Here is a 24,907-nt window from a genome sequence, read left to right as displayed (position 1 = left end):
CGTACTTATATCTTATTCGCATACATTGGTGCGTCAATGTATGCGATCTTTGAAGGCGCCTACGGCATGGCGGAGTTGGGCGACCGCGAACGCCCCATACGGGCCAACTCCTTCGTTCGCTGGCGGGCCATCTCCAGGGCTTCGGGGTCCGTGTCGGCAACACGGCGTTCCTGCTCGGCGAAGAACTCCCTCAGCCACTGCTGTTGCGAGGTGTGCTCGCTGGCCGCAGCCTCACGCCTCGCCTGCTCGCGCCCGGCACGCGGGTTGGTACCGCACCCCCGGCAGTTGCCAACCGGCCGCCGGTGACGCTCACAGCCGCTCGGCGGCGTTCCTTCACCAGCTCCGGCGGGCTCCCCCACAGCGCCAGCTGTGGGGGTAAGGGGGTAAGGAAGGAATGAGGAAGGAGAAGGAAAAGAAGGGGTTTCCGCAGGGGAACCCTCTCGGTTCCCCTGGGGGAACCTGCCGGGTTTCCGTGGGGCAACCCTCTCCTCCTCACTTCCAGGGTTCCCCTTGGGCAACCCACCCTCGCCAGATGCGTGGGAGACGCCACGTGCCTCCTCCCGCGCGGCCACATCACCTTGGGTCCGAGCAGCCGACGACGGCTTGCGACGCTTGGCCTGTCGGGCCAGCCGAGGGTTCTTCGGAGCACGCTGTGCCATGCGGCGTCGCTCAATCAGCTCCTCTGTGGACGGAATGGGAGGCACACCGTGCGGGAAGACCTTGTACTCCGCGCGGCGCCCGACACGGCCAACTTCCACCCTCTCGACGAAGCCGAGGCCGACCAGCTCGGTGACGACCGTGATGACCTGCTTCTCGCCCACTCCGGCCCAGGCCATCATCCGCTCCAGGCCCGGCCGTGCCAGACGTGTCTGGTCGTCGGCGGAGTCCGCTATCTTCATCAGCGCGAACTTCTGCGTCTGGTTGATCACCTCCTTAGGCAGATAGGCCGCCACCAACATCAAGTGGATGCTCACCAGCACCTCTCCGTGTCACTCGGATTCGGGCCGCACTGGGGCAGGGGCAGGGCATGCTGCGGCTCTGCCCCTACCGGGGCGGGTTCAGGGCTTCTTGCGCAGGGTGACGTTGATGCTCACCGAGGTGCGCCGGTCGGGGTCCAGTCGTACGGGCACGGGTATGCCCGCAGCCTTCAGCTGGGCCTTCATCGCCGCCGCATCGGGAGCCGTCGGCACCGTCAGGCCGGCCCGCTGGTAGAGGGCAACCATGGCGTCCACGTCATCGACCTTCGTCGGGTTGCCGCCGCTCCAGGACAGCACGTTGTCGCCGTAGACACCCGGCTCGGAGTCATCCAGCTTGGCCCGCAGGAACTTCAAGCGGTCCTTCAGCGGCTTCATCTGGTCCGAGACCTCGACGTACTCCGCCAGCACCGCGGCCCGCTCGGCATCGTCGTGGACAAGGATGGCCTGCGGACGGCGCCCGGCCGCCACAGAGCCCCAGCAGGCCGTCTTGAACGGGCAGTGGTCGCAGACGACGGACAGGCCCGGCCCCTGGAAGGTGCGCGGCAGTTCCTCCGGCGTCCCGGCCGCCCTGACCTGCTGCACCCACCACCGTGCCCCGCGGGCCCGCTCGGCGCTGTACGCCATCTCCTGTACGTGGTCCTCGCCGTTGTCGCGGTTGATGAACCGGAACCGGATGCGGCCGACCGGAACGGAGCCGAGGCGGGCGAGCTGCCGTTGTCCCTCCACGTTGGCGAACCCTTCGCTGCGCAGCAGGTCCGCGTACAGCAAGACCTGGCGGATCTCCGCTTCACTGGCCCCGTACCGCAGGACGTTGTCCCACTGGTAGGTGCTCTTGGTCTTCACGTCCTCCACGGTCGTCTCCTCGGCGGGGAGGAGGGGCCGCAGCCGCTTGGGCAGACGGGCGGCGGTGTGGCTGTCGAGCTGGACGGCGTCGATGTGCCCTTTGATCGTCTCGTCCTCGACGCTGCGTTCGATCACCCAGCCGTACTCCTCGCGGGCGGCGGCCAGGATTCCGGCGTGCAGCCAGGTGCCCAGAATCGCTTTGCGCTTCTCCCCGTGATCGGTGGGCGTGTAGCCGTGCAGGAGGTATCCGGCGCGGCGGGCGCAGACGGTGTCGGATGCTCCGATCTTCTTTTGCAGGGAGCGAGGTCGGCGCGCGTCGACGTTGTGGGCTGCGGGCCACAGGCTGACGGGACGCTCGGCCGTGATGGTCATACAGGTCTCCAAGGAGGCGGGGGTGCCGCCCGCCGCGCGAGGCGGGCGGCACCCGGTCGGATGTGGTGAGGGGGTCAGGAAGCAGCGCGGCCGTTCTTGGCCGAGGCGGCGCGCTTCCGGGGAGCGGCACGCTTACGCGCAGGCGCGGTCTCGTCCGCCTCCTGTGCCTGCTCGGGCTCCGGTTCCGGTTCCGGTTTCGGCTTCGCGGTCTTGGTGCGCTTCCTCGGCGCGGGCTTTTCTTCATACGCCGCCGGGTCGTCGGCGGCCTCGGTGCTCACGGTCCGCTCGTCGTCGTCATGACTGTCGCCCTCCAGCCCGGCGGCGGCCCGCAGGCGCTGGGTGGCGTCCTCGGCGACCTGGGCGACCACTTCGGCGTCGGCCTGCGCCATCTCTTCGTCCACGTACATGCCGGACAGGTCCTGGGGCGCGGCCATCCTGAGCCCACCGGCTTCGGCGCACTTGCGGAGCATGTGCGCGGGCATGTTCCGCCACATCTTCGCTATGACGTACTGCTGTTGCTTGGAGTCCCAGTACGTTGGGGCGAACTCGCCCCAGCGCGCGATGAAAGGGAAGCGGCTGGCGCCCCTGAGCACCGTGACTTTGACGGCTGCCGGTGGCCCGGGAGCCAGCCAGACCTCGTACGCTTTGCCCTCGGCGTCGTAGTAGACGGTGTCCTCGTAGGAGATGCGTTCGCCCGTCCGGTTCGCCGCGCGGTGGGCGATCGTGCGGAAGCCGTCGATGCCGGTCTGGATGGTCCACTTGACCGGATGCTCTTCGCGGTCGTCGCCGTAGTTCTTGCGCCCGATCATGTAGATCTGCCGGGCGAAGGGGTCGAGGCCGCTGCGGACGCAGTAGTGGAAGAAGACGGCCAGTTGCGGGCGCGGGGCGTTCTCGAGGCCGGTGTTGATCAGGGCGAGGGCACTCAGCTGCCTGCGGTCGAACTCCTGTTGATCTGCTCGCAGGACGATCGCGCTGGCCGCGGCGCTCTGCGGTGCGGGAGCCGCCAGTTCTGATGCGGCGCCCTCAGCGGGTTCAGGCTCGTTGGGTTCGTTCACGTTGTTTCTCCAAGAGATTCGGTTCAGTCGGCCCGCAGTGCGCGGACTTCGAACGCGGGGGCCCACTCCGGATGGCGCTCGATGAGCAGCCGGACGTACCGGGAGCGGAAGTTGTTGTTGAGGCGGAACTCGTCGCCTTCGGTGGCGGTGACGTAGCGCCAGCGCAGGACCTCGAAGAGCATCCCGATGCCGACGCGGCTTGCACCGCGGTCGAGGTAGTTGGCGGTCAGGCTCTCCAGGGCTCGCAGGACCCATGGGTTGAGCTGATGGAACGCCTCGAACTGTGCCTGGATCGTCTCTGCCTGACCGTCGGGCTGCCGCACGGTGTGGATCACCAGGCCCGGAATCTCGTCCTGGACGACCGCCATACCCCACCCCCTCATAACCGACTCCAAGAAGGTCTCCTATCTTGGAGGTTGGGGGCGAGATCATCAACCCCGCTATCGGCAGGCCCGATTCACGCCAGTGACGTCAGGCCGGGTTGGCCGCCGCAGCTTGGGCGGCCTCTTCGGCGCACTGCTCGGCGTGCTCGTTCGCGACGACGACATCCCGCAGCATCCGGACGGCGAGATCGGAGTCCGGATTCCCGGCCACGTAGCGCATCAGCGCCACTTCCGCCACAGCGACTTCCTTCCCCTTCATGACGGCGACGACGTCGCCTCCGGGGGTGTAGGTGATCTGCACTGATCCCTCCTTGCACGAGTAGGAACAAACCGAAGAGGTATGCCTATATCTTATTCGTGCACGAGGCTTAAGTACAGTGTTTGCGCAGTTCAGAGGCCCTTTCGGGCGTGACGGCCGCGCGTCAGTACCACTGAGCCAGGGCCGCCATAGGTGCCCTCACGCAAAGCTGCCGCCACCCTTTCATCCACCTCCCACGACAGGCTGCGGGCACTCGCGCGCAGTTCGGGCACCGCCTCGATCACGGTGTCCAGCAGCCACAGCCGAGACCCGGACAACAGCCAGTCCTCCTTCGGGAAACTGCCCGTGGCAATGCGCGTCGCCAGGGTGCCCTGCGATGGGATGTGGAACAGCTCGATGATCTCGTGCTGGCCGACGATTGGGGGCAGCTGGTCCCGATCGTCGGCTTCCCAGCCCTCGCCCTGCTCCGCGATGAGCCGTTCCTTGTACCGGACGTCCAGCAGCTTCGGCCGGGGAGTGGTCTTCCCGAAGCGGCAGGCGAACCCCAGCGGCCAGTAGCGCACCCCGGAGACGACGATGGCGGTGGCCGGGTCCAGGGCACCGCGGCTGGGCGCCAGCCACTGCGACACCATCTGTGCCTCGACCCCGTACAGGGCGGCGAACTCCTGGTGCCCGACCAGATACGGCTTACGCCCGTGCATCGCCCCGTCCCTCGCTGTGTCGCCTCTCGCGTGCACCGGCAGCGTAGCCGCGCTCCGCGTACCGCGCTCGGTGAAGGGCGCTGCTATCGTTGACGGCGGTCTTCTCCAAGAGGCCTGAACGGCCCTCGCTCCGGCGGGGGCCGTTCTCTTGCATCTGGGGTGCTCGCCCGGCGCGCTACGCGGGCGCTGCGCTCTCCTCGTCCGGCTGCGTATGCGCGTCGAGCTGGGGTCAGCCCGTGCTGCGGTGTCGACGGGCCTGAGGACTTCGGTTTCAGCCCCGGGCCACACCGAACAGCGTCAGCGCCACCGCGGTGATGCTGGCGAGGACGGCGATGGTCGGCAGCGGCCACCGTCCTCTTTCCAGAGACGTAACCCTCGCCTCAAGGTCTTCCATCGCCTTGTCGGTCTGGTCGGACCGCTGCACCAGCAGGGCGAGTTGGCCGTCGATCCTGGCCAGGCCCACTTCCAGCGCGCTGCGCAACTCCGCGAGGGCCAGTGCAACCTCTCCCTCCGGCATGGTGCTTCTCCCTCTCTCGTGGCGCAGATCAGCGGGTAGGCGTGGCCGGGTCGCGCTTGAGCGGCAGCCACGAGGCCGTGCCCGGCCGCCCGAGTACGGTCCCGATGGTGGACTTCAGGGCCGCTAGAGCTGCGGGTATCGCAGAGACGGCGGCTGCCTGCCAGGCCGAGAGCGACACCATGTCGGTGGTGCTGGAGGCGGCCATCAGGCCCAGGAGGGACTGGAGGTAGGTGGCGATGGTGCGCTCGGCGACGTCAGCGAGGGCCTGCGGCATGGGGTCGGTCTTCTCCTGGTCGGGCTTGTTCGGGGTCGGGTCGGCGGCGTGAGCCTGGTGCGGGACGCGCAGCTTGTTCCAGGTCTCCGGGCCGGGGATGCCGTCGGCGGCATCTCCGTGATGGCCGCACTTGATCTGGTACGCGGCGTAGGAGCGGCGGTGCGCGTCGTTCCAGACCGGTCCGGGCGGGGTGTCATAGGAGTCGCAGCCCTCGGCGATCAGCCGCTTGGCCATGGCTGCGATCACCGGTGACGAGCGACCGTCGTGGAAGAAGCCCTTGCCGGGGTAGGCGGCGTACTTCGGTACCGGCCTGGGCTTGGGCTTGGGCCTGGGCTTGCTGGGGGGCTTGCTGTCGCTCTTGATGTGGGTGGCGACCCGGGCCCGGAAGTCGTCCATGTCAATTCCACCGGGATCCGACTTGGACGGCTTCCATTCCTTGTGGCCGATGACGCTGTGCTCGTTCCAGCCGTGTGCCCGGCAGATCGCGGCGGCGGCCCGAGCCATCGCGTCCAGCTGCGCCGAGGGCCACGGCTGGCTACCGGTGTTGATGCACTCGAAGCCGTAGAAGTGCCGGTTGCCGTCGGTGTCTTCCTCGTTGGCGCGCGGCAACTCGTTCTTCTCCGCGATGACGGCGAGCAACACGTCGGTGTCACCCTGGCCGGCGTGGTTCGTTCGCCCGTACCCGACGAGGTGCACCGTGCCGGACCGGTCGATCACCCCGTGGCACAGGGGACCTGGGAGGGCTTGGTAGCCGACGCGGCACAGTTCCACCATGTCGGCTTCGGAACTGTAGGAGCCGGTGTGATGGATCATCACCCCGTTCATGGGGCCCCAGTTGCCGTGGGTGTTGCGGTTGTGGGTGCGCCATTTGCCGTGCTCGACGACGCCGAGGCCCGCGTGCTTCAGCGCGGACAGGAACCTGTCCGCGTTCAACGGTGTTGCCACGCTCGCTTCGCCTTTCTCCCCTGCGCCGTATGGCAATCGGCCAGGCCCCGCTGGTGCGGGCCGGTCCCTCGGGAGTTGGCTGCGAAGCGTTGGGTGGAGGGTCACCCGGTCGTCATGGTACCCAGCGGCTCGGGCCGCTGACCGTGCTGATGCCGCGGGCGTGTGCGGCTATTCCTCGTCGTCACCGTCGATACGGCAGGAGACGCTGTCGAGGCTGAGCCAGGTCGCCCTCACGCTGCCACCGTCCTGCACCCGCAAGGTGAGGCGGCCCCTGGGGGCGATGTCGAGGCGGAGCGCGCGGCGGGCTGCGTCGGAGGCAACGGGGACGGTGCGGGGTACCGCTGGCCAGTAGCCCTCCGGCAGCAGGCCGATGACCGTCTTGTCTACGGCCCGGCCGTCTGGAAGTCCGATCCGGCCGCTGAACTCCAGCGTGTCCCACAGGTTGGCGCGCATCTGCGGCGGTTGGGCCGGGTCGGGGGCCGAGGTGTCGCCGGTGAGCGGCACGTCGCGCCACGGCGGGTACGGCGCGCGCCGGGCGCGCTCCAGCGTCGTCACCCGCCGGTCGAGTTTGGCCAGGCGGCGCGCAAGCGCGGCGATCGTGTCCGGCATCTACTCCTCCTCCGCCTCATCCGCGCCGTCGGCGGGCTTCACGCTGCGCTCCAGCTTCAGCGTCACCCGCTCCGAGGTCTCACCTTCACCGGGCCGGACCGTCCAGCCGACGATGCGGTTCCACCCGTCGTAGACGGTGTGCGGCTCGTTCAGCCGGATGCGGACGTGGTCGCCGATGCGCAGCGCCTCGATCGGCGCGGCCGGGTGGTCGGTGATCTCCAGCTCGGTGAGCGTCGGCAGGATCTGCCGGGCCAGGCGTTCGCGCCGGGTGCGCTGCTTGAGCTTGGCCTCGTCCTTCTCGCTCGTGTCCAGCCTGTGCTCCAGGCGCAGCCGCCCGTTGCGGTCGCCGTCGATGACGACCTTGCGCTTCTTGCCCTCGCCCGCGCCGAGGCCGACGACCCACTGGGCGTACTCGTCGGCGTCCTTGATCACGTGCGGTTCGCCCACCACATTGGCTCCGGTGGTGAACGTGAGGTCCTCGCGACGCCGGCCGAGCTTCGGAGCGCCGAGGATGATGCGCCGCTCGGCGCGCCGCTCGCGCCAGGCCACGGTCTCGGACCACTCCAGGCCGTCATCGATCTCGGCCATCTCATCCACGATCTCGCCCAGATTGCGGGCATCCCAGCGCGGGATGTCGTACGGGTCCTTCGCCGTGCCGGTCGTGGCCTTGGACGTGGTGTCGTCCACGGCGACCTCGAGGTCGCCGTCCGGCTGCTCCTGGGCATAGGCCCACACATCGCGGATCACCGTGCACGGGTCCGCCTCGATGTAGGGGCCGCGGCCTGCGAGGTTGCCGTGCAGATCGTGGCGGCGGTGCAGGTAGCTGGTGAACCCGGACGCCTCGATGGGCAGCTTCGGCCCTTCCGGTTCGGCCCGCCAGATCAGCCCACCCCACAGGAGCTTGGAGTTCCGCTCGGCGTATAGCACGGTATCTCCGGCGTCGAGCATGTCGCCCAGCGAGCGGGCGAACGTGGGGGCCAAGGTGGCGGACAGGGAGCCGGGCCCGGAGATCTCCGGGCCGAACTCGACCTCGGTCAGCGGCAGGTTCCAGTGCAGGATCTCGCCGGTCGCGGCGCGGGCGACGATGTAGCGGTAGTCGGGCATTACACCGGGCTTTCCGTGAACTCGATGTCGGCGGTCACCGTGGTGCCCTTGGCTACCGACAGGTCGCCGTCGCCGTACTTGTCGATCTGGTTGATCTGCACGGCCAGGTGCTGGCGGGTGCCGCGGTAGGCGGGCGGCACGGCGAGGGTGTCGGCGAGCACGGCGGTGGCGCGGCGCGTGGTGGTGCCGTCGTCGTCGACGACGGTGGGCTTGGAGCGGTGCTCGCCCAGGCGCATGCGTAGTTCGGCGTAGATGCTGCCTGCCTCCGCGCGGAGGCCCGACAGGGTGATCACGACGGTCGCTCTCGTCGCCCAGGCTGGAACATCCACGTCCCAGGCCGCGTCCTTGGGCCAGGCTGCCCAGTGGCCGTGCTTGGCGGGCACCTTCTCTGTGTCGTCGGGGTGCACGGTGTGCAGGGTCCGCTCGGTGCGCGGGTTGGCGATCCGCCGTAGGTCCGTGATCATCTCTGGGGTGACTGCCGCGGTGTTACGGGGCAAGGTGATCCGTGCCAGCGGGATGGCGGTCATGCCACGTGGCGCAGCCGTCTCCTCGTTGCCGATGTCCTGGATGAGGTGGAAGTAGCCGATGTCGTGCGTGCGCGGGTCGCGCTCGCCCTCGAATTCGGGATCTTCGATACGCAGGACCAGCAGGTCAGTGCGGGCGAACGGGCCGGTCGGTGGCACGTCGACCACGGCGTCGCCGATGTTGCTTTGGGTGTAGGCGCCCTGCCAGGGCCGTGCGCCGTGGATGAGGGCCGAGCCGTTGCCGACGCGGACGCCGGGCCCGGGTGCCTCCAGGGGCCGGACCTTCAGGTCCCCGGCTTCGGCGATGCCCTGCCTTCCGCGCGCCAGGTCGCGGATCATCAGGCGCATCGCGCGGGCGGGGTGGTTGCCGCCGTGCACCATCATGGGGGGCTGGACGAGGGTCACTGATGCTCCATTCACAGGGCGGCGTACGCCGACCGCCACGACACGTCGAGTCGGCAGGTGCCGGTGGGATCGTCGGCGCTCCAGCCGATCTCCGAGCGGCCCCGCGGGATGGCGAACAGGTCCAGGCGCGATGCAGGCGTGAGGTCGTTTGCCACGTTGGTCGCGCCGTTGCGCAGTGCCCAGCAGGTGCCGGGCCGGGTCTCCATCTCCACCCACTCCCCAGCGCGCAGCGACAGGGTGAGTTCGAGTGAGCGGCCGGTGACGGTGTTCCAGATGCGCGGGCGGCTGACGGGGCCGTGGATACGGATGCTGGGCCAGGCCGAGGCGTTGCCGTGGTTGGTGATCCAGCCGGGCCGGTCGTCAGGGTCTGCTGTGCCGCACTCCGCAGGTGCGCACAGTGGCGCTGTGACCCTCCGGTCGTCCTGGTGGTCGGCAGCCTGGTCGAGGCTGAGCGTCAGCCGGGAGAGTTCGTCGGCGTGCCAGCGCGGGTCGAGAGCGGCGAACTCGATGTCCAGCGGGATCCACCCGTTGATCGCGTTCGCGGTGCTGGTGGCCTCCATGCGGCGCAGCCGCCCGTACAGGCGGCGTATGCCGTGGCCGGGCCAGCGGCCACGCAGCACGGCCCGCCCCGCAGGGCGGGTGCGGGCGGCCGGGTCATCAACGGCCAGCTCCAGGCGGGCGAGCAGGTCGGCCGCCGCAACCGGGTCACCTGGGGTCTTGATTCCGGCCTCGATGCGAACGGTGCGCGGCCCGTAGAAGTCCTGGCCTGGATAGGTGCCGTCGCCGGTCGGGTTGTCAACGTCCTGGGGACGGGTAGCGGGTGAGCCGAGTCCTTCGATGTTGCCGATCGGGATGCGGGTGCCCTTGCCCAGGACGACGCCGCCGATCTCGAACTGCCAAGGGGCCAGGTCGATCGGTGGGTGCTTCTTCAGTGGTGTGGTCATCAAACCCTCCCGCCACGCTGGGCGTTGCGCAGGTTGCGCATCATCTCGGTGCCGATCTGCTCAGGCGTCGCGGAGCTGTCGGTAACGGTGACCGGCATGGTGCCGATCAGCGGTTGCTGCTCGCGCACGACGACGACCTGGACGCGCCCGCCCGCGCGGGCGTCGACCACGCGTGTGCGGGCGCGGTCGTTGCCGGTGCGGATGTCGAAGGCCCGCACCACGCCCGCCATGGCCTCCGCGCTCCGGGCCCGCTGGAAGGAGCTGGCCAGCACCGGGCTGTAGCCACCTCTGCTGCGGCCTCGTACGCCGCCGTCGGCGAACCACTCGATCTGCCCGCCGAAGCGGCCGACGACTTCTTCCACGATGGCCTTGCTGCGGTCGCGCTTCGCGGGCGCCAGCGGCACGTATGCCTCGCCCCCGGTCTCCCGCTCCGCCCATATGCGGTAGCTCCCGGCCGGTGCGATCTGCGCGACGTGCCGCTCACGGCCGCGGGGGCCGCTCGTGCCCTCTCGCATGCCGCCGTTGGCGTAGTAGTGGATGACGCCGCCGTCTGCGTGCTTCCTGGTGAGGTTGTCGGCTTGGCGTCGCAGGGCGTCTGCGGTGCCGGACGGCTCGTTGCGGATCGTGTCGAAGACGTTGACGTGGCGGGTGGTGACGGTCACCGACCGGCCTCGCAGAGCGTTGATCCGCTGCTGGATCGAGTCGGCTCCCCGCCGGGCCCCCTCCGGGGGGACTGTCACCTTGACGTTCTTGGATCCGGGAACCTTTGAGATGCGGAAGCCGAGCGCCTGGAGCTCCTTGCGGGCGCGCGCGGTGGGGGCTTTGACGACGACAGACTTCGCGCCGGGGGTCGCCCGGAGCTTCGCCTGTACGGCTTGCAGGCTCTTGATGGCTGTGGCAGTGGCAACCGAGACATGCACGTTCTTCGAGCTCGGTGTGCGGCCCAGCCTGTCGATCAGCCCGTCGAGGTTCTTCTTCGCTCCGGCTGTCGGTGCGGTGATCTTGATTTGCCGGGTGCCGGGAACCGTCTTGACGGTGAACCCCAGGCTCCGGAGCTTCTTCTGCGCACCGTCGGACAAGGAATCGACCTTGATCGTCTTAGCCTTCGGCAGCCGGTGGAACTCTGCCTGCACGGCGATGAGGTTGGCCAAGGTGCTGTCCATGCCTTTGGCCTGGAGCAGCAGTGACACTTTCGACGGCAGAAGACCGAGGCTGTCCGCCACCCCTTCGGCCTGGGCCTTGGTCAGCCCGTAGCCGCGGGCTGCCTTGATCGCCTCGGCACGTGCCTGGCTCATCTCCCCGCGGGCCTTGGCCAGTGCCTTGGGCAGGGCCTCTCCGTTGCGCTGCGCCAGGTCGTAGGTGGCCACCGATGCGTCGGCTGCTGCATCTGACAGCGCCGTGAGCTGGGTGTAGAGGGCTTGCCCGTTCCGGGTGGTGGTGTTCAGCGTCCGGTCCCGGTTGACCAGCTGCTTGCCGCCGTAGCCCTGGTCCCGGTTGACGTTCTTCGCTCCGTCCTTCAGGTCGAGGACGGCGCTGTTCACCTTCGCCTTGGCAGCCTGGAGGGATATCTGCCCGCCGGAGAGCAGATCCAGGGCGCTCTTCAGGGACCGGGTGCGGGTGTCGGCATCGGCGGTTTCGTCCGCGAGGCCGCCCACCGCCGACTTGAGCCGGTCGTATGCGCTGGTGCCATCACCGGCGCCGCGGGTCGCCTTCGCCAACTCCTTGGCGTTCCGCAGGGCTCCGGCCATCTCGCCCTTTACCGCCCCGAGCGCGTCGGCTGCGTTCTTGTACCGCTGGCCGACGTCGGTGTAGTCCAACTCGCTGGCCTTGCCGCCAGCGACGTCTTTGTATTCCCGGTGTGCGTTTGCCGTGGCCATCAGTCGCTTCTGCAGCGCATTCAGCGAGGTGCCCTGGCCGAGGTAGGCGTCGGTCAGGGAGGAGAGCGGCACTCCTGCGTCGGAGAGGACCTTGGTCAACTGTCCCTGCGAGGTCTTCGTGTCCAGCAGGGACTGTGCAGCTTGGTTACGGACATCGCTGTTGATCTGTCCGCCGGATTCGCGCAGTGCCGAGGTCAGGGAGGAGATGCGCTGTTGGTGCTCAGCCGCAGCCTGCGCCGCACGTTGCTGGCGGGCAGCCAGTAGCCCCAGACCGAGGGAGACCCCAGCCATGGCGATCCCAAACGGTCCACCGAGCGCATTAGAAATCCCGCCAAGAGCCGAGCGCAGCCCCGAACCAGCCGCGCGAGCCATGCCATTGAGCGTTCCAGTGAACGTTACGCCCGCCCCGTTGGCGCTGCGGAACGCCCCAGTCATGTTGCCGAGGAAGCCGATCCTCGCCTGGACTGTCGCCCATGCCGCACCATAGCGGGACAGCGTGGCCCCCGAGGCAGCGGCGAGTGTCTGCTGCACCCGCATCTGTTGGGCGAAGTTCGCGAAGCCGGTCCGTACCGGGCCGGTGACCGTGTTGGCGAGGCTGGTCAGGCCGGGCTGTGCTCTGCGGAACAAGAGCATGGCCAGCGCGGCCGACTGGATGGGGGCGGGCAGAGCACCGAAAGCCGTGACCAGCCCGCCGACAACGTGGCCGATCGGGACCAATACGGCGGACAGGCCCGAGACGGCGTTCATTGCCACGTTCGCAACGGTGGCGATGATGTCGAGTGTCCCGGCCGCTGCTCCGCCGTCCTGGCCCAGATCTGCGAACGCCGAAACGATGGGCTCCGCGCCGTCGGCCGCGTTGCGTAGGACGTCGCCCAGCGTGGTGGCCGCGTTGATCAAGAGGTTCAGGCCCGTGGCCAGGGTGTGTTCCCCCAGCTCCTTCAGCGGACCAACGAATCGTTTCGCCTCATCGATCAAGCCGCCGAGCCCGGCTCCGGCCTTCGCCTTCAGCTCGGGCCCGTACAGCACCGCCAGGGCGTTGCCGTACTCAATGGCCTTGGTCAGATAGGGGGTCGCACCGGCCATGCCCCGTGTGAGCAGCCGCGTGACGTACTCCAGGCCAGGCGCCATCCCGTTGTACAGCGCGAGGCCGGTTTGCCGGGCCTGGGTGCGCAACTGCGTCATCGCACCGGTCAGGCCCTGCCCTCGCGATGCGGTGATGGAGGCAGCGGCGCCGGTCTGACGCACCGCCACCGACAGTGCGTCGAAGGATTCGGTGCCCTGGTGGGCGAGTGCCGCCGCACCGCTCAACGCTGGCTTGCCGAAAGCCTTGGTGACGCCTGCGGTGAAGTCCTTCTGAGAAAGGTTGTGCTCGGCCTTCGACAGACCATCAATCACTACGCGCAGACCCTTGAACTTGCCCTGCGCGTCCCAGGCGTCGATCCCTAGATCTTTCAGGGCGCCTTTCATCTGGGGTGTTGGCGCAGCGAGGTTCGCGAAGATCCCTCGCAAGCTCGTTCCGGCTGTATGTCCGAGGATGCCGCTCTTACCGAGCATGCCAACCGCGGCGGCGGTGTCCTGGAGCGAGACGCCGAGCGCGTTGGCGACCGGTCCGGCGTACCGCATCGAGTAGTAGATGTCGGTGATGGAGCCACTGGCGTTGTTTGCGGTGGCGGCCAGTGTGTCCGACGCCCGCGACGCCTGATCAGCGCCGAGACCGTATTGATCCATGATGTCCCCCAAGTACTTGGCGGACGTGGCTGCATTGACGTTGGCCGCTGCGGACAGCTGGAGGGAAGCGCGGACCGAGTCGATGCTCTGGTCTGCGCGGAATCCCGCCTTGCTCAGCTCGACCATGCCCTCGGCCGCGTCGGCCGCAGTCGAGCCCGGCAAGCTCAGATCATTCCCGAGCTGCTGTGCCACCAGCGCAGCACGCTTCATCTGGCTGGCGGTGGCGCTCGTCACCGCGCGGAACAGGTTCATCTGCTTCTGGTAGCGGTTGCCCTCTTGGATCGCCTCCCCCGCGCCGAGCACGAGGCTGCCTCCGGCCAGCATGTTGGCGCCGGAAAGCCCACGCTTCCCAGCGCCTGCCGTGGCGCGCTGGAGACGGGACATGGAGCGAGCACCGTCGTCTCCGGCGGCGCGGAGACTGGCACGCGCGGCTGCGGCCCGGGCGGCGATCCGATTCAGCTCACCGACGGCTGAGCGGGTGGAGCGATTCAGCGCGGCGAACTGGCCAGAGAGGCGAGCACCGTTCGCGTCGAGGCGGGCCAGGGAGCGGTTGGCGGCGTCCGTGCGGTCTGCCAGCGTGCGCATCTGGCCGGAGGCAGCGCGAGTTCCCGCGATCAGGTCGCGGACCTGGGCGCGCATCGCCACGGTCAGGGTGAACCCGGCCACCGCCGTGGAGCCTCCTTACATACGTCATGCGGGTTGGATCAGGTGTGGGCGGGGTGCAGCTCGCGCGGGAGGAGCTGGATCTTCACGCCGTAGCCGGACCGGTCCTCGGGGACGTGATCGCGCTCCTGCTCGATCAGCTCGCAGCCAGGGCAGCGCAAGGTGTCGGTGACGTACGCGTGGGGATCGCCGCCGCGGGTGCGATCCCACTCCTCCAGCCGCGTACGGCACTCCGGACACACCGACCGCTGCCAGTCCGCCCAGGCCAACGCCTTCGCCCGGTCGAGGTCGGACCAACGGCCGTCACCGCCGAGGAACTGCGAGTGCGGAATCTGGAACCGCTCGCACAGCTCCAGCTCCGCGCGCAGGCCGGCATCACGGCTCAGCCTTTTCCCAGCTCGACCCGGCTCTCCTGCTGGATCTGCCATGCCGCGTCCCACAGAGCGTTCGCGTCCGGCGTGGACCAGCCGTTCAGCAACTCGTCGGCCTCCTCACGGCTCATGCCGTCCACGGAGGCCGCCGCCACCAGAGCGGCGGGGAAGGTGTCGGCGTTGAAGATCGCCCCCTCCTCCGCCTGCTGGTCGGTAGGCGGGTGCTCACCGATCAGGTCCTCCAGCACAGGGCGCGGCAGTGCGCGGAAGGTCAGGAACTCCGAGGCACCGTCGAGTGCTTGAAGGGCCTGGTCGCGCGCCGAGTCGGCGTTGGCGGCCTGGGCCTCGGCCTGCTCGTCACCAGGGTTGGCCTCGGCGACGAACCGGGCACGGCGAGCGGCCTGTTCGGCCTCTTCGTATCGCTGGCGCAGTTCCGCGTCGTCGCAGACGCGGAGCCGTTTCTGCGGACGGGGTCGACGGCGGAGACGTTCCATCTTGGCCGACCAAGCCCCCTCGGCCGAAGTGGCGGAGCGGGTGGGGCGCTTGGTCTGTGCTGGGCGCGACATGATCAGTCCTCGTCAGTGTCGTGCTCGCGCACCGTGGCCTCGGTCTTGGTCTTGGTCGTGCTGACCACGGTCACGTCGACGTGGTCACCGTCGTGGTCACCGCCGTGGTGACCATGGTCGTGACCGGTGTCGCAGTCCTCGTCCGGCATCGGGAGGGTGTGGAACGCCTCGGGCACCGGCCGGTCCAGCGACGGCTCGTCGGTGATGGTGAAGTCGACCTTGAACTTCGCGGCCTCGTTGCCCGTCGAGTACGTCGCGGCGCGGGTGGCGACCTGGACGGGGAAGACATCCACGCTTCGGCTGCCGGGGATATCGCCCTTGCGGAGCAGCACGACATAGCCCTTGGCGCCCTTGGGCAGGTGCCGCTCGATCTCGTCGGAGTGCCGGTCCTCGTAAAAGGTCAGGCTGGAGTTCTCGGCCTTGTCGTTGCCGGGGATCGAGGAGTTGAACGTCGACCCCATGTCGGGGGTCTCGATCGGGTCGTTCTCCAGGGCCCAGCCCTCGATATCGCTGACGGCGTCGGTCAGGTCAAACCGGTTGGGCTCGGAGATCTCCGTGCGGGTCGGCCGCTTCGGATCGTTGATCTTCCGGAGCCAGTAGATCTTGGAGATGCCGCGCCGGAGGAATCGGGTCTGAGTGGAGGACTTTTTCAGGGACACAGGTCCGCTCCCACTTCTGGGGCAGCGTCCCGTGCTTAAGGCCCTGCCCCTTGAGGTTCAAAGGGGGTTCGCCTGGCCTGGGCCTAGCGTCCGCGCGGGCCTCCGCGGTGAGGTCAGAAGAGACGACTCTCTACGCAGGTGTCACGGTGATCGTGACCCGCTGCACGTAGGAAACGATAGCGCCTGCCGCCGACACAGAAGGCTCCCCAGCAGCGTCATAGCCCAACTCGCGGTCGATGACGCGGGCTTGAGGAACGAGTAGGTCATGTGCCCATCGTCCGTCGCGGCGGCCGACGACACCGGCGCGTACGCGGTCGGCGAGCCACTGCGCCTGGTCGTCCCGCTCCCCAACCGAGGTCACCTGGTAGGTCCAGGCCGCGTCCGCGTGCCAGTCCGACAGCGGCGGACCGCTGAACTCCCCCGGCAGCGAATCGAGGATGCTGTACGGAGCAGCTGCGGGCTCCCAATCCCCGGACTTGCCTCGAACACGGGGCAGTTCACCGATGCCGCACGGCCTGTCGGTGGCCTTCTCGATGAGTGCGGCGAGCGCCCGGGTGACGGGCAGGCGCGCGGCGGTCACGGCAGCACTCCCTCCGCCAGGGCCTGGATGAAGGCGGGTTGTGTCTGCTGGAAGGCGGGCTCGACATGTGGGTGCGGCGGCTGCCGGTAGTGACGGCCGAGCGAGTCCACGCCGACGAACCCATACTCCAACCTGCGGGCTTGCGGGGCGTTGGAGAACACCTCCGCCGTCACCTGCCCGCCGCCGGTGCTCATCCGCACATCCCACGAGGCGCGGTACTGGCCGCTGATCACCCGCGGTCCCGGACGGCCGGAGGCGTGGCGCTGGATACGGACCCGAAGGAGCATCGCGTGGTGGCGGGTGATGGTGCGGGTACGGGCACGGGCGGCCGGACCCATCCGGGCCAGGACAGCGGCCAGCGCGACCGGGTCACGGAACGCCGTGGCGTCAGGGTGGGCGTTCGGGTGAGAGTTCGCCGACGCCATCAGTCGATCACCTGCACCCGCACGATGCGCACCACGCTGTAAGTGCCCACGGCCTTGTCCGACACCCGGAAACGGCGGCCGACGAGCTGCGGGTCACGCGGCCCGCCCGGCCGTACGGACCCGGCGACGCGGATCACGTCGTCGGCACGCAGCTCCGAAGCCTGCACGGGCAACACGGCCTGGTATTCCGTGGTCGGCGGCTCCTGCGCGACCGCGCCGTCCAGCGGCTTGGTAATCGCCGGGCGGCCCAGCGGCATCACCGCGCCAAGACCATCCCAGACCAGCAGCTCGTCCGGTGTCGGCGGGATCAGCTTTCCCGTCATCTCATCCAGCACGTCGTCCGTGCGGCCGCCGCTGTCGCGCCACACCTCCAACTTGTCGTCCAGGATGCGGCCGACCATCCGCCGCGCTCCCTCGACATCAAACGCCACGAGCCCACTCCCCGAGCTGGGTGAGCATGGCCTGCGTCAGCGAGTTCGGACCGGTGCCGAGGTCGGGCCGATCCAACGCCACACACTCCAACTGTTCGGGGTCGATGGCGGCAAGGAACGTCGCTGCGGCCGGGCCAGGGTCCAGCGCATCTGCGACCGAGACGCGTGCCAACCCATCAAAGCGAGTATCCCCGCGTTCCACTAGGTGCAGCACGACGTGGGCTGGCTCGCCGGGGAGCTGGCTGACCGTGTAGGCGCCGACGGCACGCGAGTCCACCGGTTCCCCGTCGATCTCAATGGTGGCCTGCGCTCCACGAGCGGTGATCCGCACACGGTGCGGCTGCGAGTCGTTGTGATCCATACGCCCGACGCTAGAACACTGGTCGGACAGCTCAAGCGGGTACGGATGTCGTTGGAATCGTCAACCCGAGGCGTTCTGAGCCAGCTCACCGAGGAAGATTAAAGTGATCATCGCAGCGAGTGCCATTGTCACTTTGATACGAATGCGCCACTTGGCCCCTGACCAACGGTTACGGAGGGCGACATTCGGTAGCGGCGTAAGACACAGCACCTCATCCGGCGGCAGTTGTTCAACGTAGGACACACGCCGCGACGGAAGGATATGTGAGCGTGTGGCAGGCATGGGTGTTCCCTTTGCGATGAACGTGGCCTTGTACACGGCTCCGCTTGGAATCCAGCCACTAAGTAGCCTCAGCTCTCCGTCGGCCGTAACCGTGGTAGGGATTGGAGCCACGGAGCGGCGGCCGTGGTGAACTTGCTCATGGATGACCCCAAGAATTGGATGTCGGTTCTCCAATTTGAAGTCGAGGAACTGTCCAGTCGGAATTTCGATGTCCTGCCGACCTCGATTTTTCAACGTAAAGTCAACTAAGAACGGCGCATTCGTAAGTTGCACTCCGTTGTACTGTATGTCCAACACGCCCGTGGGAACAGCAGCAGCCAGCAGCGGACGAGCCCGGCCCAGCCGGAAGGAAAGCTGCCGATCAGGGTGGTTTGCACGCCAGGTAGCCCTGGCGCCGATGAGGGCACCGATGAAGCCGAGTACGCCCATCACGATAGTTACCGTGTTTGCGTCATCCCACCAGTGCGTCGTAGCCCCCGCAGTCACCATGGGCGGCATTAAAGCAGCCTGGCCGGGCGTCCCTCACATCGTGCAGTAGGGAGGCTAGAGCCACAGGCGAGGCCGCCGTTGGAGCGCGCGGGTCGCCTCTTGGCAGCCCTCGCCGGCACCCGACGTGTTCAGCCGCTCCCAGCCTACTAATGCAACGACGCCCGCCCCAGCTCAGCGAGGCACTGTACGAGGCTGGCTCCCGCTGTGCTGACGGCCTGCATCATCGTGGACAGCACCGACTCCGACAAAGCCCCTTGGTCGAGGCCGCCGTCGCGGACGATCGCTTCCAACTCACGGTGTGACCGCTCGCTGGCCGATAGGACAGGGTGGCGCAGGATCTCGCGCGCAGCGTAGGCGTCGCCTGCCTGCATGGTGTCTCTGACGATCGCGTTGTGCAGGGGTTGTGCCTGGGCCTCGCAGCCTTCTGATGTCAGGTCGATCGCCGCCAGGACCATCCTTGCCCGGAACATGCGCAGGTGCGGTGGGGTCGGCTCCAATGCATCCTGCACCGCGTGCGCCACAGTAGTGAACCCTTCTGCCGTGGCGCGGCCCGCAAGGTGGTCCGCGTAGTGGCGGAGGATTTGTGCGACGGCTTTCTCCCACGGTTCGGTGATCATGGCCCTGTCGATCAGCGAGTTGGCTGTGGCCGGGTCGGCCGTGTGCAGGCTTGCCATGACGTGCGCTTGCCTACTCTCGTGCAGCCGCTCGGGGGCCTTGTCGTAGGCGGTCGCGTGCTCTGCCGCTTGGGGCCATTGGTCGGTGGCGACAAGGAGCCGGGTGCCGTCTTCGAGCAGGAGGGTGCGTAGCCAGGGCTGGATGTGGTCCAAGGTCGCGTCGGTGGTGAAGCCAGTGAGGCCGATGGGATGGCCGTGGACGGTTACGGTGCCGCCGTCGTGTACGGCGCGGTGCACGCTCATCAGTTGCTGATAGGCGGCACGCGGGTCTCCCGCTCGGGCGGTCAGGCGTACGAGGTTGACGATCGGCTGGAGGCAGGCGATGGCAGTGTCCCCGGTGACGGGCCATGCCTCCTGGAAGAAGCGCAGCTGACGCAGGCACAGGTCCTTCGCCAGGCCGGTCAGGCCGCAGTCGGAGGCGATCAGTGCCGACAGATTCCAGGTGGCGCACGCCAGATTGATCCGGTCAAGGAGTGGCCCGTCCTGCTTCGACTTTTCCGCACAGTTGTGTACCTCTTCCACCCGGGCGGCGAAGCTGGGGTAGACGAGGTGAGACCGGCTGACCAGCGGGAATCGTCGGGCGAGCCGGTGGAGCTTTGCCTGTGGGGGTGGTGCGGTCACGGCGTCGGCCCTTTCGTGGAGTCAACGGGGTGCAGAATCGCGGTACGGGCGGCGTGAGCGAGAACGCTCTGGGTGCGTGCAGGCAGGCCGATCCGGTTCCAGTGGAAGATCACGTGGTAGGAGATGACCTCGCGCAGGCCGCGGTCGAGAGTTCCGTTCCGGGCGGCTGTGCCGAGGTCTTTCCCTGCGTTCCGGAATGCACGAACCCATTCGGCGGCGGGCTTGAGCGTGCGGTCCGACTGGAGCATGGGGCCGGTGGGGCTGGTGTCGGCCAGGAGCAGGTGCCGCAGGCTTCCGGCCATGACGTGGACCTTGGCGGCCGGTACGTCTGGGGGGAGGGGCCGGTCCTTGGTGATGCGGTGCCAGACATCGCCCTGCTCGTACCACTCCAGTCCGGCGGCGCGCATCAGGGTGGCGCAGAGCAACAGCGACAGCTCCCGGCGGCCCAAGTCGCCGTGAGGGGTGGTGAGGATGGCGCGACTGTCAGCGTGGAACAGGGCGTGGGCGATGGTCATGCTGGTGTGGCCGCCGAACGCCGCGGTTTCGGGTTCGTAGATGCCTGGCCACCAGCGGTGGATGTGCCCTTCGGGGGTGAGTTCGTCCAGGGTGACAACCAGTGCTGGAGGGAGCTGTGTTCCGGGGGCTGGGAGCAGTCGGATCCGCCAGCATGGGTGCTTGCGGATGAACCACCAGCCCGTGATCAGCCTGTCCTGTTGAGCCAGGTCCAGGATGGGGGCGATGTGGTTGGCGGTGGTCCGCTCGGCCTTGTCCCAGTCAGTGAACTCGAGGTAGAGCTGTCGCCACGCCGGGGGCCCTGTCTGCTGGGCGAGCGCGAGCAGTCCGGCCTGCTGGTAGACGGCGACGGCGGCTTCCAGGTCGGCGGGTTCGAGTCCGGCGTGGGCTGCGGCGGTGTCCGTGCTGGCACCGGCCAGGACCTCAAGCACGGCGGACAGGACCGCTTCAAGCGGGGCGGGTTGGTTCAGTCGATCAGTAGACATGCGTCCCATCCCGAGGTCGGCGCAGCGTCACAGACTGCGGTGGTCAGGGCGAGGGCGGTGCCCGCGCCGCCTTGCAGGAGGCCGGGGTCGGGGCCGGGGCGGGCGTGCTGGGTCAGGAAGGCGGCTAGGCCGGGCAGGGTGGCGCGCAGGGCCGGGGTGGAGGCGTCGTGAGCCGCGCGCCAGGCGGTCTGGTAGACGCCCGCCCAGCCGTGGCACAGACCCCCATCGGTGAGACGGTTCAATTGCGCCGGATCGGTCAGGCAGCGGGCCATGGCGTGCTCGAACTGGTGCTGCCGTCGGGCGTCACCGACGGCGATCGAGGCGAGTTGCCCAGCGCGGGCGATGCCGGGTGTTCCGTAGCACCAGCTTGGGCGGGCTGGCCCCGTGCGACTGGTGACGCCTGTGCGTAGTTCTGCGGTGTTGATGTGTTCCGGCCACCAGGGTCCGGCGGGGCCGTCCTGCCGCCAGGTGTCCAACCAGTCGAGGATGGTGGCGATGGCCTCGGTCTGGCCGTCCACGGTCACCCCTTGGCGTTGGGCGCGGGCGAGCAGCAGTAATGGGCCGGTGATGCCGTGCGCTGCGCCCAGGTTGGCATGCCCGCCGGGGAAGTCATCGGAGTTGGTGAGGTCTGGAGCATGTCCGACCCACCAGCCGGGCAGTTCGCCGTGGTCGTCGTCGCGGATGGGACGGGTCAGCGCAACGAGGTAGCTGAGGATACGTTCCATGGCGGTTCCGCTGGGGGCGCTGCGCAACAGGTAGGAGCCGATGCCGGTCAGCCCGTAGAAGACGTCGTACTCATGGAACGTGGAGTGATGTCCGCTGCGTAGGCGGGCGTCAGCGGCGTCGACACGGCGTTGGGCGAGATCGACCGTATGCCTGTCGATGGCGTTGAGCGTCTGGCGGTAGCGGGTCGATTCGTCTGTGACGGCGCAGAGGAGCATGAAGGCGATGGCTGGGGCGCCTAGGTACAGCCCGGTGGTGTCAGCCGCGCTGACGTCCGTGGAAACGGCGGCGGTGATCCAGGAGTGGGCTTGGCGCCAGGTGCCACGTCCGGTGCGGGCACGTTCTATGTGAAGCAGGGAAATACCGGCGGCGCCCACGGCCAGGGACTGTGTTTGCCAGGGCTGTTCTTTGGGCGGTCGGTGGGGTGCGGCCAGGGATCGGGCGAAGGCCTCGGCGATTGCGATCGGGCCCGTTGTGGTGGTCACTGGCGTCCCTCCGCGTGGCGTAAGGCGCAGGCTCGCGTGAGTCGGCCGGTGGAGCGTTCGTGGTCGGAGTCGATGGGGAGCGCCCGGTTGCAGTGGTGGTGGAGCAGGGACCGCAGAACGGTATGCGGGTCGCGTTGGGAGGCCAGTTCGTTACGGTAGGTGAGCAGGGCTCCGGCGCGGTCTTGCCAGGCGTCGGCGATGTCCCGGCCTGCGGGCAGGGACAGCAGGTGCGTCCGGTCGGGAGCGGACAGGGCAATGGCCTGGCGGGTCAGGTCCCGGTCGAGGGGGCCGTGTTCGTGGGGCAGGGTGCGAGTCAGCCAGGCGTTGGCCTGGCCCGGGTCGCCGATGAACTGAACGGTCAGGTCGTACATGCTGGCGGCAGTCAGGGCCTGAGAGGTCGGGCCGTCGGGGGCGGCGCGTAGCTGTGCGGCGCATGCGGCAGAGTCCGCGGCGAAGACGTCGTGTGCGGCGTCGAGCGCGGGGCCGTGTCCGAAGGCGCCAGTCTGCGGCAGATAGGTGGTCAGCTCCAGGCGGGCGGCCAGACGCTGGTGGTGCAGGGCGGAAGCCCAGTCGTGGAGCAGCGCGGCGGCGGGTCCGTAGTCGTCCGAGGTGGCCAGGTTCAGATGCAGCGCCAGGTACTGGTCGGAGTCCGGCCTGCTGGTGTCGCGGTCACGCAGGAACCAGCAGCGCGGTGCATTCTCGAACTGGTTGAGCAGTCCAGGCAGGTGGCCGGTGATGATCTCGGCGTACCGCTGGGGGTGAGCGTATAGGCGGGCGTGTAGAACGGTGGACCGGCCCGGCATCAGCGGGCTGATGGTGATGCGCTCGGGAAGAGACGGGAAGGCGTCGGCGGAAGCGGAGTTCGCCAGGGGGATGAGGAGCTGGTGGGATCGGCCGATCCACGCGCGGTCTTGCGGCGTGGGGGTTTCCCGCAGTTCGACGATGCGGGTGCGGTTCAGGCAGGCGCGCAGCAGTGCACGGGGAATCTGCTGGTCAAGGTCAATGGGGAGCTGCTGGTCACTCTCGACCAGGGCGACGCGGTCAGGGACATGGAGCCTTGCGCGCCACCGATCCAGAGCTTTCGCCCAGTCAGCCATGGGTGCGGAGCGTGCGGGAAGTTCTTCGGAGGACAGCAGCCAGCGGGCGGGGGCGAGAACGGTTCGCTTGTACCGGACCCGCGGCAGGTACGGCAGCGTCGCGGCGGCACCGAAGGCGAACGTCTTGTACGCGGCGCTGCGGGCGGTGTTGATCTCTGCCAAGAACCTGGCGAGCGGCGGCGTGTGGATGGACGCTTCCAGTGCGTGAGGGACGCGGGGCTCGATGTGCTGCCCGGTTGATAAGCGCACCAGGTAGAAGCGGCGGGCATCGGCGGTGACCGCCAGGTCGGCGAGGGGGATCACACCGGGGCCAGGTTCGTGGTACTCGCCGACGGGGATCGTGTGAGGCAGCAGCTGCGTGACGCGGGCGACGTTCTCGTTGCGACGGCGGCGTGGACTGAACGACAACTGCGCCGGGATCCCGCCGGGGCCGGCTGTCGCGTAGCTGTCGGAGAGTGCGGATTGCGCGGATGGCGGCAGCAGGTGGGCGAACCGGCCGAACATGCTGCTGCCCGGCCGGGGCGCTCCGGTGACCAGCAACCGGTAGTCGCCGCACTGAACGGCTGCTGGTGTGGCGGCGTGGATCTCTACCGCTATCTCTGCCCGCGGTACAGGCAAGAGCGGCTCTGTGTGGTCAGCGGTCAGATCGGCGATCGTCGCCCTGGTGAGGACAAGTTCGCTGCCGGCGTCGAGCGTCACCTCCTGGAGGAGGCGCAGGATCTTCTCGTCTCGGTCGGTCAGCTGGTACGGCGGCCGGGAGCGTTCGGAGCCCAGGTAGCCTGCGGGTAAGCCGAGCCCGCTGTCGGCGGTCAAGTCCAGTACGGGGACAACGGCGCCGCTGCCATACCGCTCAAGAAAACGATGGTGGTAGTCGCGCCAGCGGGGATACCCATAGGGGTGGGGCGACAGCTGGTGCATGACCCCGGCGGCTTCGGCCGCCTCGGTCAGCAGGGCCTCGGGAATGTGAGGGGCGCAGTCCAGCACGGTGTCGACCAGCACCGGGACCGGCGCGACGCGGCTGATGCGCTGCATGTCCTGCACGAGGGCAGAGCCGGGTGTCCACGGTGTTGCACTGTCGGGATGATCGATCCGATCGCGGATGGTCGCGAGCTGGGCTGCGAGGTCGTCGACGTCGGCGATGCTGGCCGCATCGGCCTTCTCCAGCTGGCTGCACACATGGGCGAGCGCGTCGATCGACGTCATGGAGGGCCACAGACTGCTGATCAGGATGTGCTTGTCCAGCAGGTCGGAGATCAGTCCGGTGAGCTGATCCGGGCGCGCGGTGGGGAACTGCTCTGCAAGATGACGCAGCAGCGCGTCGCATGGGATCGGGGTGTGGGCTGCGCCGAGTGCAGCGGCCACGGGCCGGGTACGGCGGATGGACAGCTCGACCGGGGCGTAGTTCTTGGTGTGTCCGTCAGTCGGCATACCGTCCACCACATGCCGGTCGCCGCGTGACCGGCCGGTGTTGTTGGCGACGACCGTGAGCCGGGCAAGGAGGGTGGCGTTGTTCTCCAGCTGCGTGATGACGTCCGTCAGCCAGTTGGAATCGGGACGGAGCACTGTCCCGTACTGGCCTGCCCAGTCGACCCGGGTTGAGGTGGACACGCGCACGGGGGCGACCCCGGCGAACACCCCGAAGGGCGTAGGCCGGTGATTCCAGCGGAGCAAGTACGCGGCCACGGACCGGACCGCCCGGCGGACGCGACGGCTGTCGGCCAGGGTGCCGTTGAGGATGTCGGTGACTCGCTGGCACAGAACGGGGCTGGCGGCAGCCACGGCATCCGGAACCGGTTCGTGCCACACCTCGGCCAGCCACGCGCGTCCCTTGGCGGAGACGTCTGCGGCTTGTAGGTCGAGATCCGGCACGGGTATCGGCCGGGGAGCGGTGGAGGCGCGCAGCAGTACTCCCCGCTGCCACTGGTAGGTGATGGGTGATCCGTGTGCCACTGGTGCCCCTTCTTG

At 68.4% G+C, this 24,907-nt stretch carries 24 protein-coding genes and 1 pseudogene; all 25 read right to left on the bottom strand.

The features are described 5' to 3' along the window. Positions 1 to 59: 59 nt before the first annotated feature. Positions 60 to 974, bottom strand: a complete 915-nt coding sequence (locus tag AC4BEG_RS24060) for a hypothetical protein (RefSeq protein WP_490701822.1) — start codon at positions 972 to 974, stop codon at positions 60 to 62. 84 nt (positions 975 to 1,058) lie between these two features. Further along, on the bottom strand, positions 1,059 to 2,192 hold the full coding sequence (locus tag AC4BEG_RS24055) for a PD-(D/E)XK nuclease family protein (protein ID WP_490701821.1): 1,134 nt from the start codon (positions 2,190 to 2,192) through the stop codon (positions 1,059 to 1,061). A 74-nt stretch (positions 2,193 to 2,266) separates the two neighbouring features. Further along, positions 2,267 to 3,247 (bottom strand): phage recombination protein Bet, encoded by a 981-nt coding sequence (gene bet / locus AC4BEG_RS24050; protein WP_490701820.1) that lies wholly within the window; start codon positions 3,245 to 3,247, stop codon positions 2,267 to 2,269. A 23-nt stretch (positions 3,248 to 3,270) separates the two neighbouring features. Then, positions 3,271 to 3,615 carry a hypothetical protein gene (locus AC4BEG_RS24045; RefSeq protein WP_490701819.1) on the bottom strand — a complete coding sequence of 115 codons (345 nt, stop codon included), beginning with the start codon at positions 3,613 to 3,615 and terminating at the stop codon, positions 3,271 to 3,273. Between the two features lie 103 nt (positions 3,616 to 3,718). Further along, positions 3,719 to 3,931, bottom strand: coding sequence for a hypothetical protein (locus AC4BEG_RS24040; protein ID WP_490701818.1), 213 nt, complete (start codon positions 3,929 to 3,931; stop codon positions 3,719 to 3,721). Between the two features lie 89 nt (positions 3,932 to 4,020). Beyond that, a complete protein-coding gene (locus AC4BEG_RS24035) occupies positions 4,021 to 4,590 on the bottom strand; it encodes a hypothetical protein (RefSeq protein WP_490701817.1) in 570 nt (189 codons plus the stop codon). 271 nt (positions 4,591 to 4,861) lie between these two features. Next, on the bottom strand, positions 4,862 to 5,107 hold the full coding sequence (locus AC4BEG_RS24030; protein WP_490701816.1) for a hypothetical protein: 246 nt from the start codon (positions 5,105 to 5,107) through the stop codon (positions 4,862 to 4,864). A gap of 328 nt (positions 5,108 to 5,435) precedes the next feature. Continuing rightward, positions 5,436 to 6,326: pseudogene (locus AC4BEG_RS24025) on the bottom strand (peptidoglycan-binding protein); the annotation flags it as partial. A 168-nt stretch (positions 6,327 to 6,494) separates the two neighbouring features. Next, entirely contained in the window at positions 6,495 to 6,935 is a 441-nt protein-coding gene (locus AC4BEG_RS24020) for a hypothetical protein (RefSeq protein ID WP_490701815.1), read from the bottom strand. After that, complete coding sequence (locus AC4BEG_RS24015) at positions 6,936 to 8,039, bottom strand: hypothetical protein (RefSeq protein WP_490701814.1); 1,104 nt, start codon at positions 8,037 to 8,039, stop codon at positions 6,936 to 6,938. Further along, a complete protein-coding gene (locus AC4BEG_RS24010; RefSeq protein ID WP_490701813.1) occupies positions 8,039 to 8,968 on the bottom strand; it encodes a hypothetical protein in 930 nt (309 codons plus the stop codon). The genes AC4BEG_RS24015 and AC4BEG_RS24010 overlap by 1 nt, the downstream gene beginning before the upstream one ends. Before the next feature lie 11 nt (positions 8,969 to 8,979). Beyond that, a complete protein-coding gene (locus AC4BEG_RS24005; protein ID WP_490701812.1) occupies positions 8,980 to 9,912 on the bottom strand; it encodes a phage tail family protein in 933 nt (310 codons plus the stop codon). After that, complete coding sequence (locus tag AC4BEG_RS24000) at positions 9,912 to 14,183, bottom strand: phage tail tape measure protein (RefSeq protein WP_490701811.1); 4,272 nt, start codon at positions 14,181 to 14,183, stop codon at positions 9,912 to 9,914. Before AC4BEG_RS24000 ends, AC4BEG_RS24005 begins: the two co-directional genes overlap by 1 nt. Positions 14,184 to 14,221: 38 nt before the next feature. Next, positions 14,222 to 14,608, bottom strand: coding sequence for a hypothetical protein (locus AC4BEG_RS23995; protein WP_490701810.1), 387 nt, complete (start codon positions 14,606 to 14,608; stop codon positions 14,222 to 14,224). Further along, entirely contained in the window at positions 14,563 to 15,117 is a 555-nt protein-coding gene (locus AC4BEG_RS23990; RefSeq protein ID WP_490701809.1) for a hypothetical protein, read from the bottom strand. The genes AC4BEG_RS23995 and AC4BEG_RS23990 overlap by 46 nt, the downstream gene beginning before the upstream one ends. Positions 15,118 to 15,119: 2 nt before the next feature. After that, entirely contained in the window at positions 15,120 to 15,776 is a 657-nt protein-coding gene (locus tag AC4BEG_RS23985) for a phage tail tube protein (protein ID WP_490701808.1), read from the bottom strand. A gap of 130 nt (positions 15,777 to 15,906) precedes the next feature. Continuing rightward, positions 15,907 to 16,356 carry a hypothetical protein gene (locus AC4BEG_RS23980; protein WP_490701807.1) on the bottom strand — a complete coding sequence of 150 codons (450 nt, stop codon included), beginning with the start codon at positions 16,354 to 16,356 and terminating at the stop codon, positions 15,907 to 15,909. Continuing rightward, positions 16,353 to 16,781 (bottom strand): HK97 gp10 family phage protein, encoded by a 429-nt coding sequence (locus AC4BEG_RS23975; protein WP_490701806.1) that lies wholly within the window; start codon positions 16,779 to 16,781, stop codon positions 16,353 to 16,355. The genes AC4BEG_RS23980 and AC4BEG_RS23975 overlap by 4 nt, the downstream gene beginning before the upstream one ends. Beyond that, positions 16,781 to 17,212 (bottom strand): DUF6093 family protein, encoded by a 432-nt coding sequence (locus tag AC4BEG_RS23970; RefSeq protein ID WP_490701805.1) that lies wholly within the window; start codon positions 17,210 to 17,212, stop codon positions 16,781 to 16,783. Before AC4BEG_RS23970 ends, AC4BEG_RS23975 begins: the two co-directional genes overlap by 1 nt. Next, positions 17,202 to 17,573, bottom strand: a complete 372-nt coding sequence (locus AC4BEG_RS23965) for a hypothetical protein (RefSeq protein ID WP_490701804.1) — start codon at positions 17,571 to 17,573, stop codon at positions 17,202 to 17,204. Before AC4BEG_RS23965 ends, AC4BEG_RS23970 begins: the two co-directional genes overlap by 11 nt. A 60-nt stretch (positions 17,574 to 17,633) precedes the next feature. Beyond that, entirely contained in the window at positions 17,634 to 18,287 is a 654-nt protein-coding gene (locus AC4BEG_RS23960; protein WP_490701803.1) for a hypothetical protein, read from the bottom strand. A gap of 203 nt (positions 18,288 to 18,490) precedes the next feature. After that, entirely contained in the window at positions 18,491 to 19,639 is a 1,149-nt protein-coding gene (locus AC4BEG_RS23955) for a hypothetical protein (RefSeq protein ID WP_490701802.1), read from the bottom strand. Further along, positions 19,636 to 20,637: a thiopeptide-type bacteriocin biosynthesis protein gene (locus tag AC4BEG_RS23950; RefSeq protein WP_490701801.1), complete on the bottom strand. Its 1,002-nt coding sequence runs from the start codon at positions 20,635 to 20,637 to the stop codon at positions 19,636 to 19,638. Before AC4BEG_RS23950 ends, AC4BEG_RS23955 begins: the two co-directional genes overlap by 4 nt. Next, the gene (locus AC4BEG_RS23945; protein WP_490701800.1) at positions 20,619 to 21,845 is read right to left on the bottom strand and encodes a lanthionine synthetase C family protein; all 1,227 of its coding nucleotides are present in this window, start codon (positions 21,843 to 21,845) and stop codon (positions 20,619 to 20,621) included. Before AC4BEG_RS23945 ends, AC4BEG_RS23950 begins: the two co-directional genes overlap by 19 nt. Further along, complete coding sequence (locus tag AC4BEG_RS23940) at positions 21,842 to 24,892, bottom strand: lantibiotic dehydratase (protein ID WP_490701799.1); 3,051 nt, start codon at positions 24,890 to 24,892, stop codon at positions 21,842 to 21,844. The genes AC4BEG_RS23945 and AC4BEG_RS23940 overlap by 4 nt, the downstream gene beginning before the upstream one ends. Positions 24,893 to 24,907 lie beyond the last annotated feature (15 nt).

The sequence above is a fragment of the Streptomyces sp. JLBJ103 genome (genome assembly GCF_058215575.1).
This window is presented reverse-complemented; position numbering and strand designations above follow the sequence as displayed.

What these genes read in the sequence shown, in the direction of transcription:
- AC4BEG_RS24005 (WP_490701812.1), bottom strand. Translation starts at nt 9,912, where the DNA reads ATGACCACACCACTGAAGAAGCACCCACCGATCGACCTGGCCCCTTGG.
- AC4BEG_RS23950 (WP_490701801.1), bottom strand. Translation starts at nt 20,637, where the DNA reads ATGTCTACTGATCGACTGAACCAACCCGCCCCGCTTGAAGCGGTCCTG.
- AC4BEG_RS23975 (WP_490701806.1), bottom strand. Translation starts at nt 16,781, where the DNA reads ATGGCGTCGGCGAACTCTCACCCGAACGCCCACCCTGACGCCACGGCG.
- AC4BEG_RS24055 (WP_490701821.1), bottom strand. Translation starts at nt 2,192, where the DNA reads ATGACCATCACGGCCGAGCGTCCCGTCAGCCTGTGGCCCGCAGCCCAC.
- AC4BEG_RS24030 (WP_490701816.1), bottom strand. Translation starts at nt 5,107, where the DNA reads ATGCCGGAGGGAGAGGTTGCACTGGCCCTCGCGGAGTTGCGCAGCGCG.
- AC4BEG_RS23965 (WP_490701804.1), bottom strand. Translation starts at nt 17,573, where the DNA reads ATGGATCACAACGACTCGCAGCCGCACCGTGTGCGGATCACCGCTCGT.
- AC4BEG_RS24035 (WP_490701817.1), bottom strand. Translation starts at nt 4,590, where the DNA reads ATGCACGGGCGTAAGCCGTATCTGGTCGGGCACCAGGAGTTCGCCGCC.
- AC4BEG_RS24015 (WP_490701814.1), bottom strand. Translation starts at nt 8,039, where the DNA reads ATGCCCGACTACCGCTACATCGTCGCCCGCGCCGCGACCGGCGAGATC.
- AC4BEG_RS23990 (WP_490701809.1), bottom strand. Translation starts at nt 15,117, where the DNA reads ATGTCGCGCCCAGCACAGACCAAGCGCCCCACCCGCTCCGCCACTTCG.
- AC4BEG_RS24045 (WP_490701819.1), bottom strand. Translation starts at nt 3,615, where the DNA reads ATGGCGGTCGTCCAGGACGAGATTCCGGGCCTGGTGATCCACACCGTG.
- AC4BEG_RS24020 (WP_490701815.1), bottom strand. Translation starts at nt 6,935, where the DNA reads ATGCCGGACACGATCGCCGCGCTTGCGCGCCGCCTGGCCAAACTCGAC.
- AC4BEG_RS23995 (WP_490701810.1), bottom strand. Translation starts at nt 14,608, where the DNA reads ATGGCAGATCCAGCAGGAGAGCCGGGTCGAGCTGGGAAAAGGCTGAGC.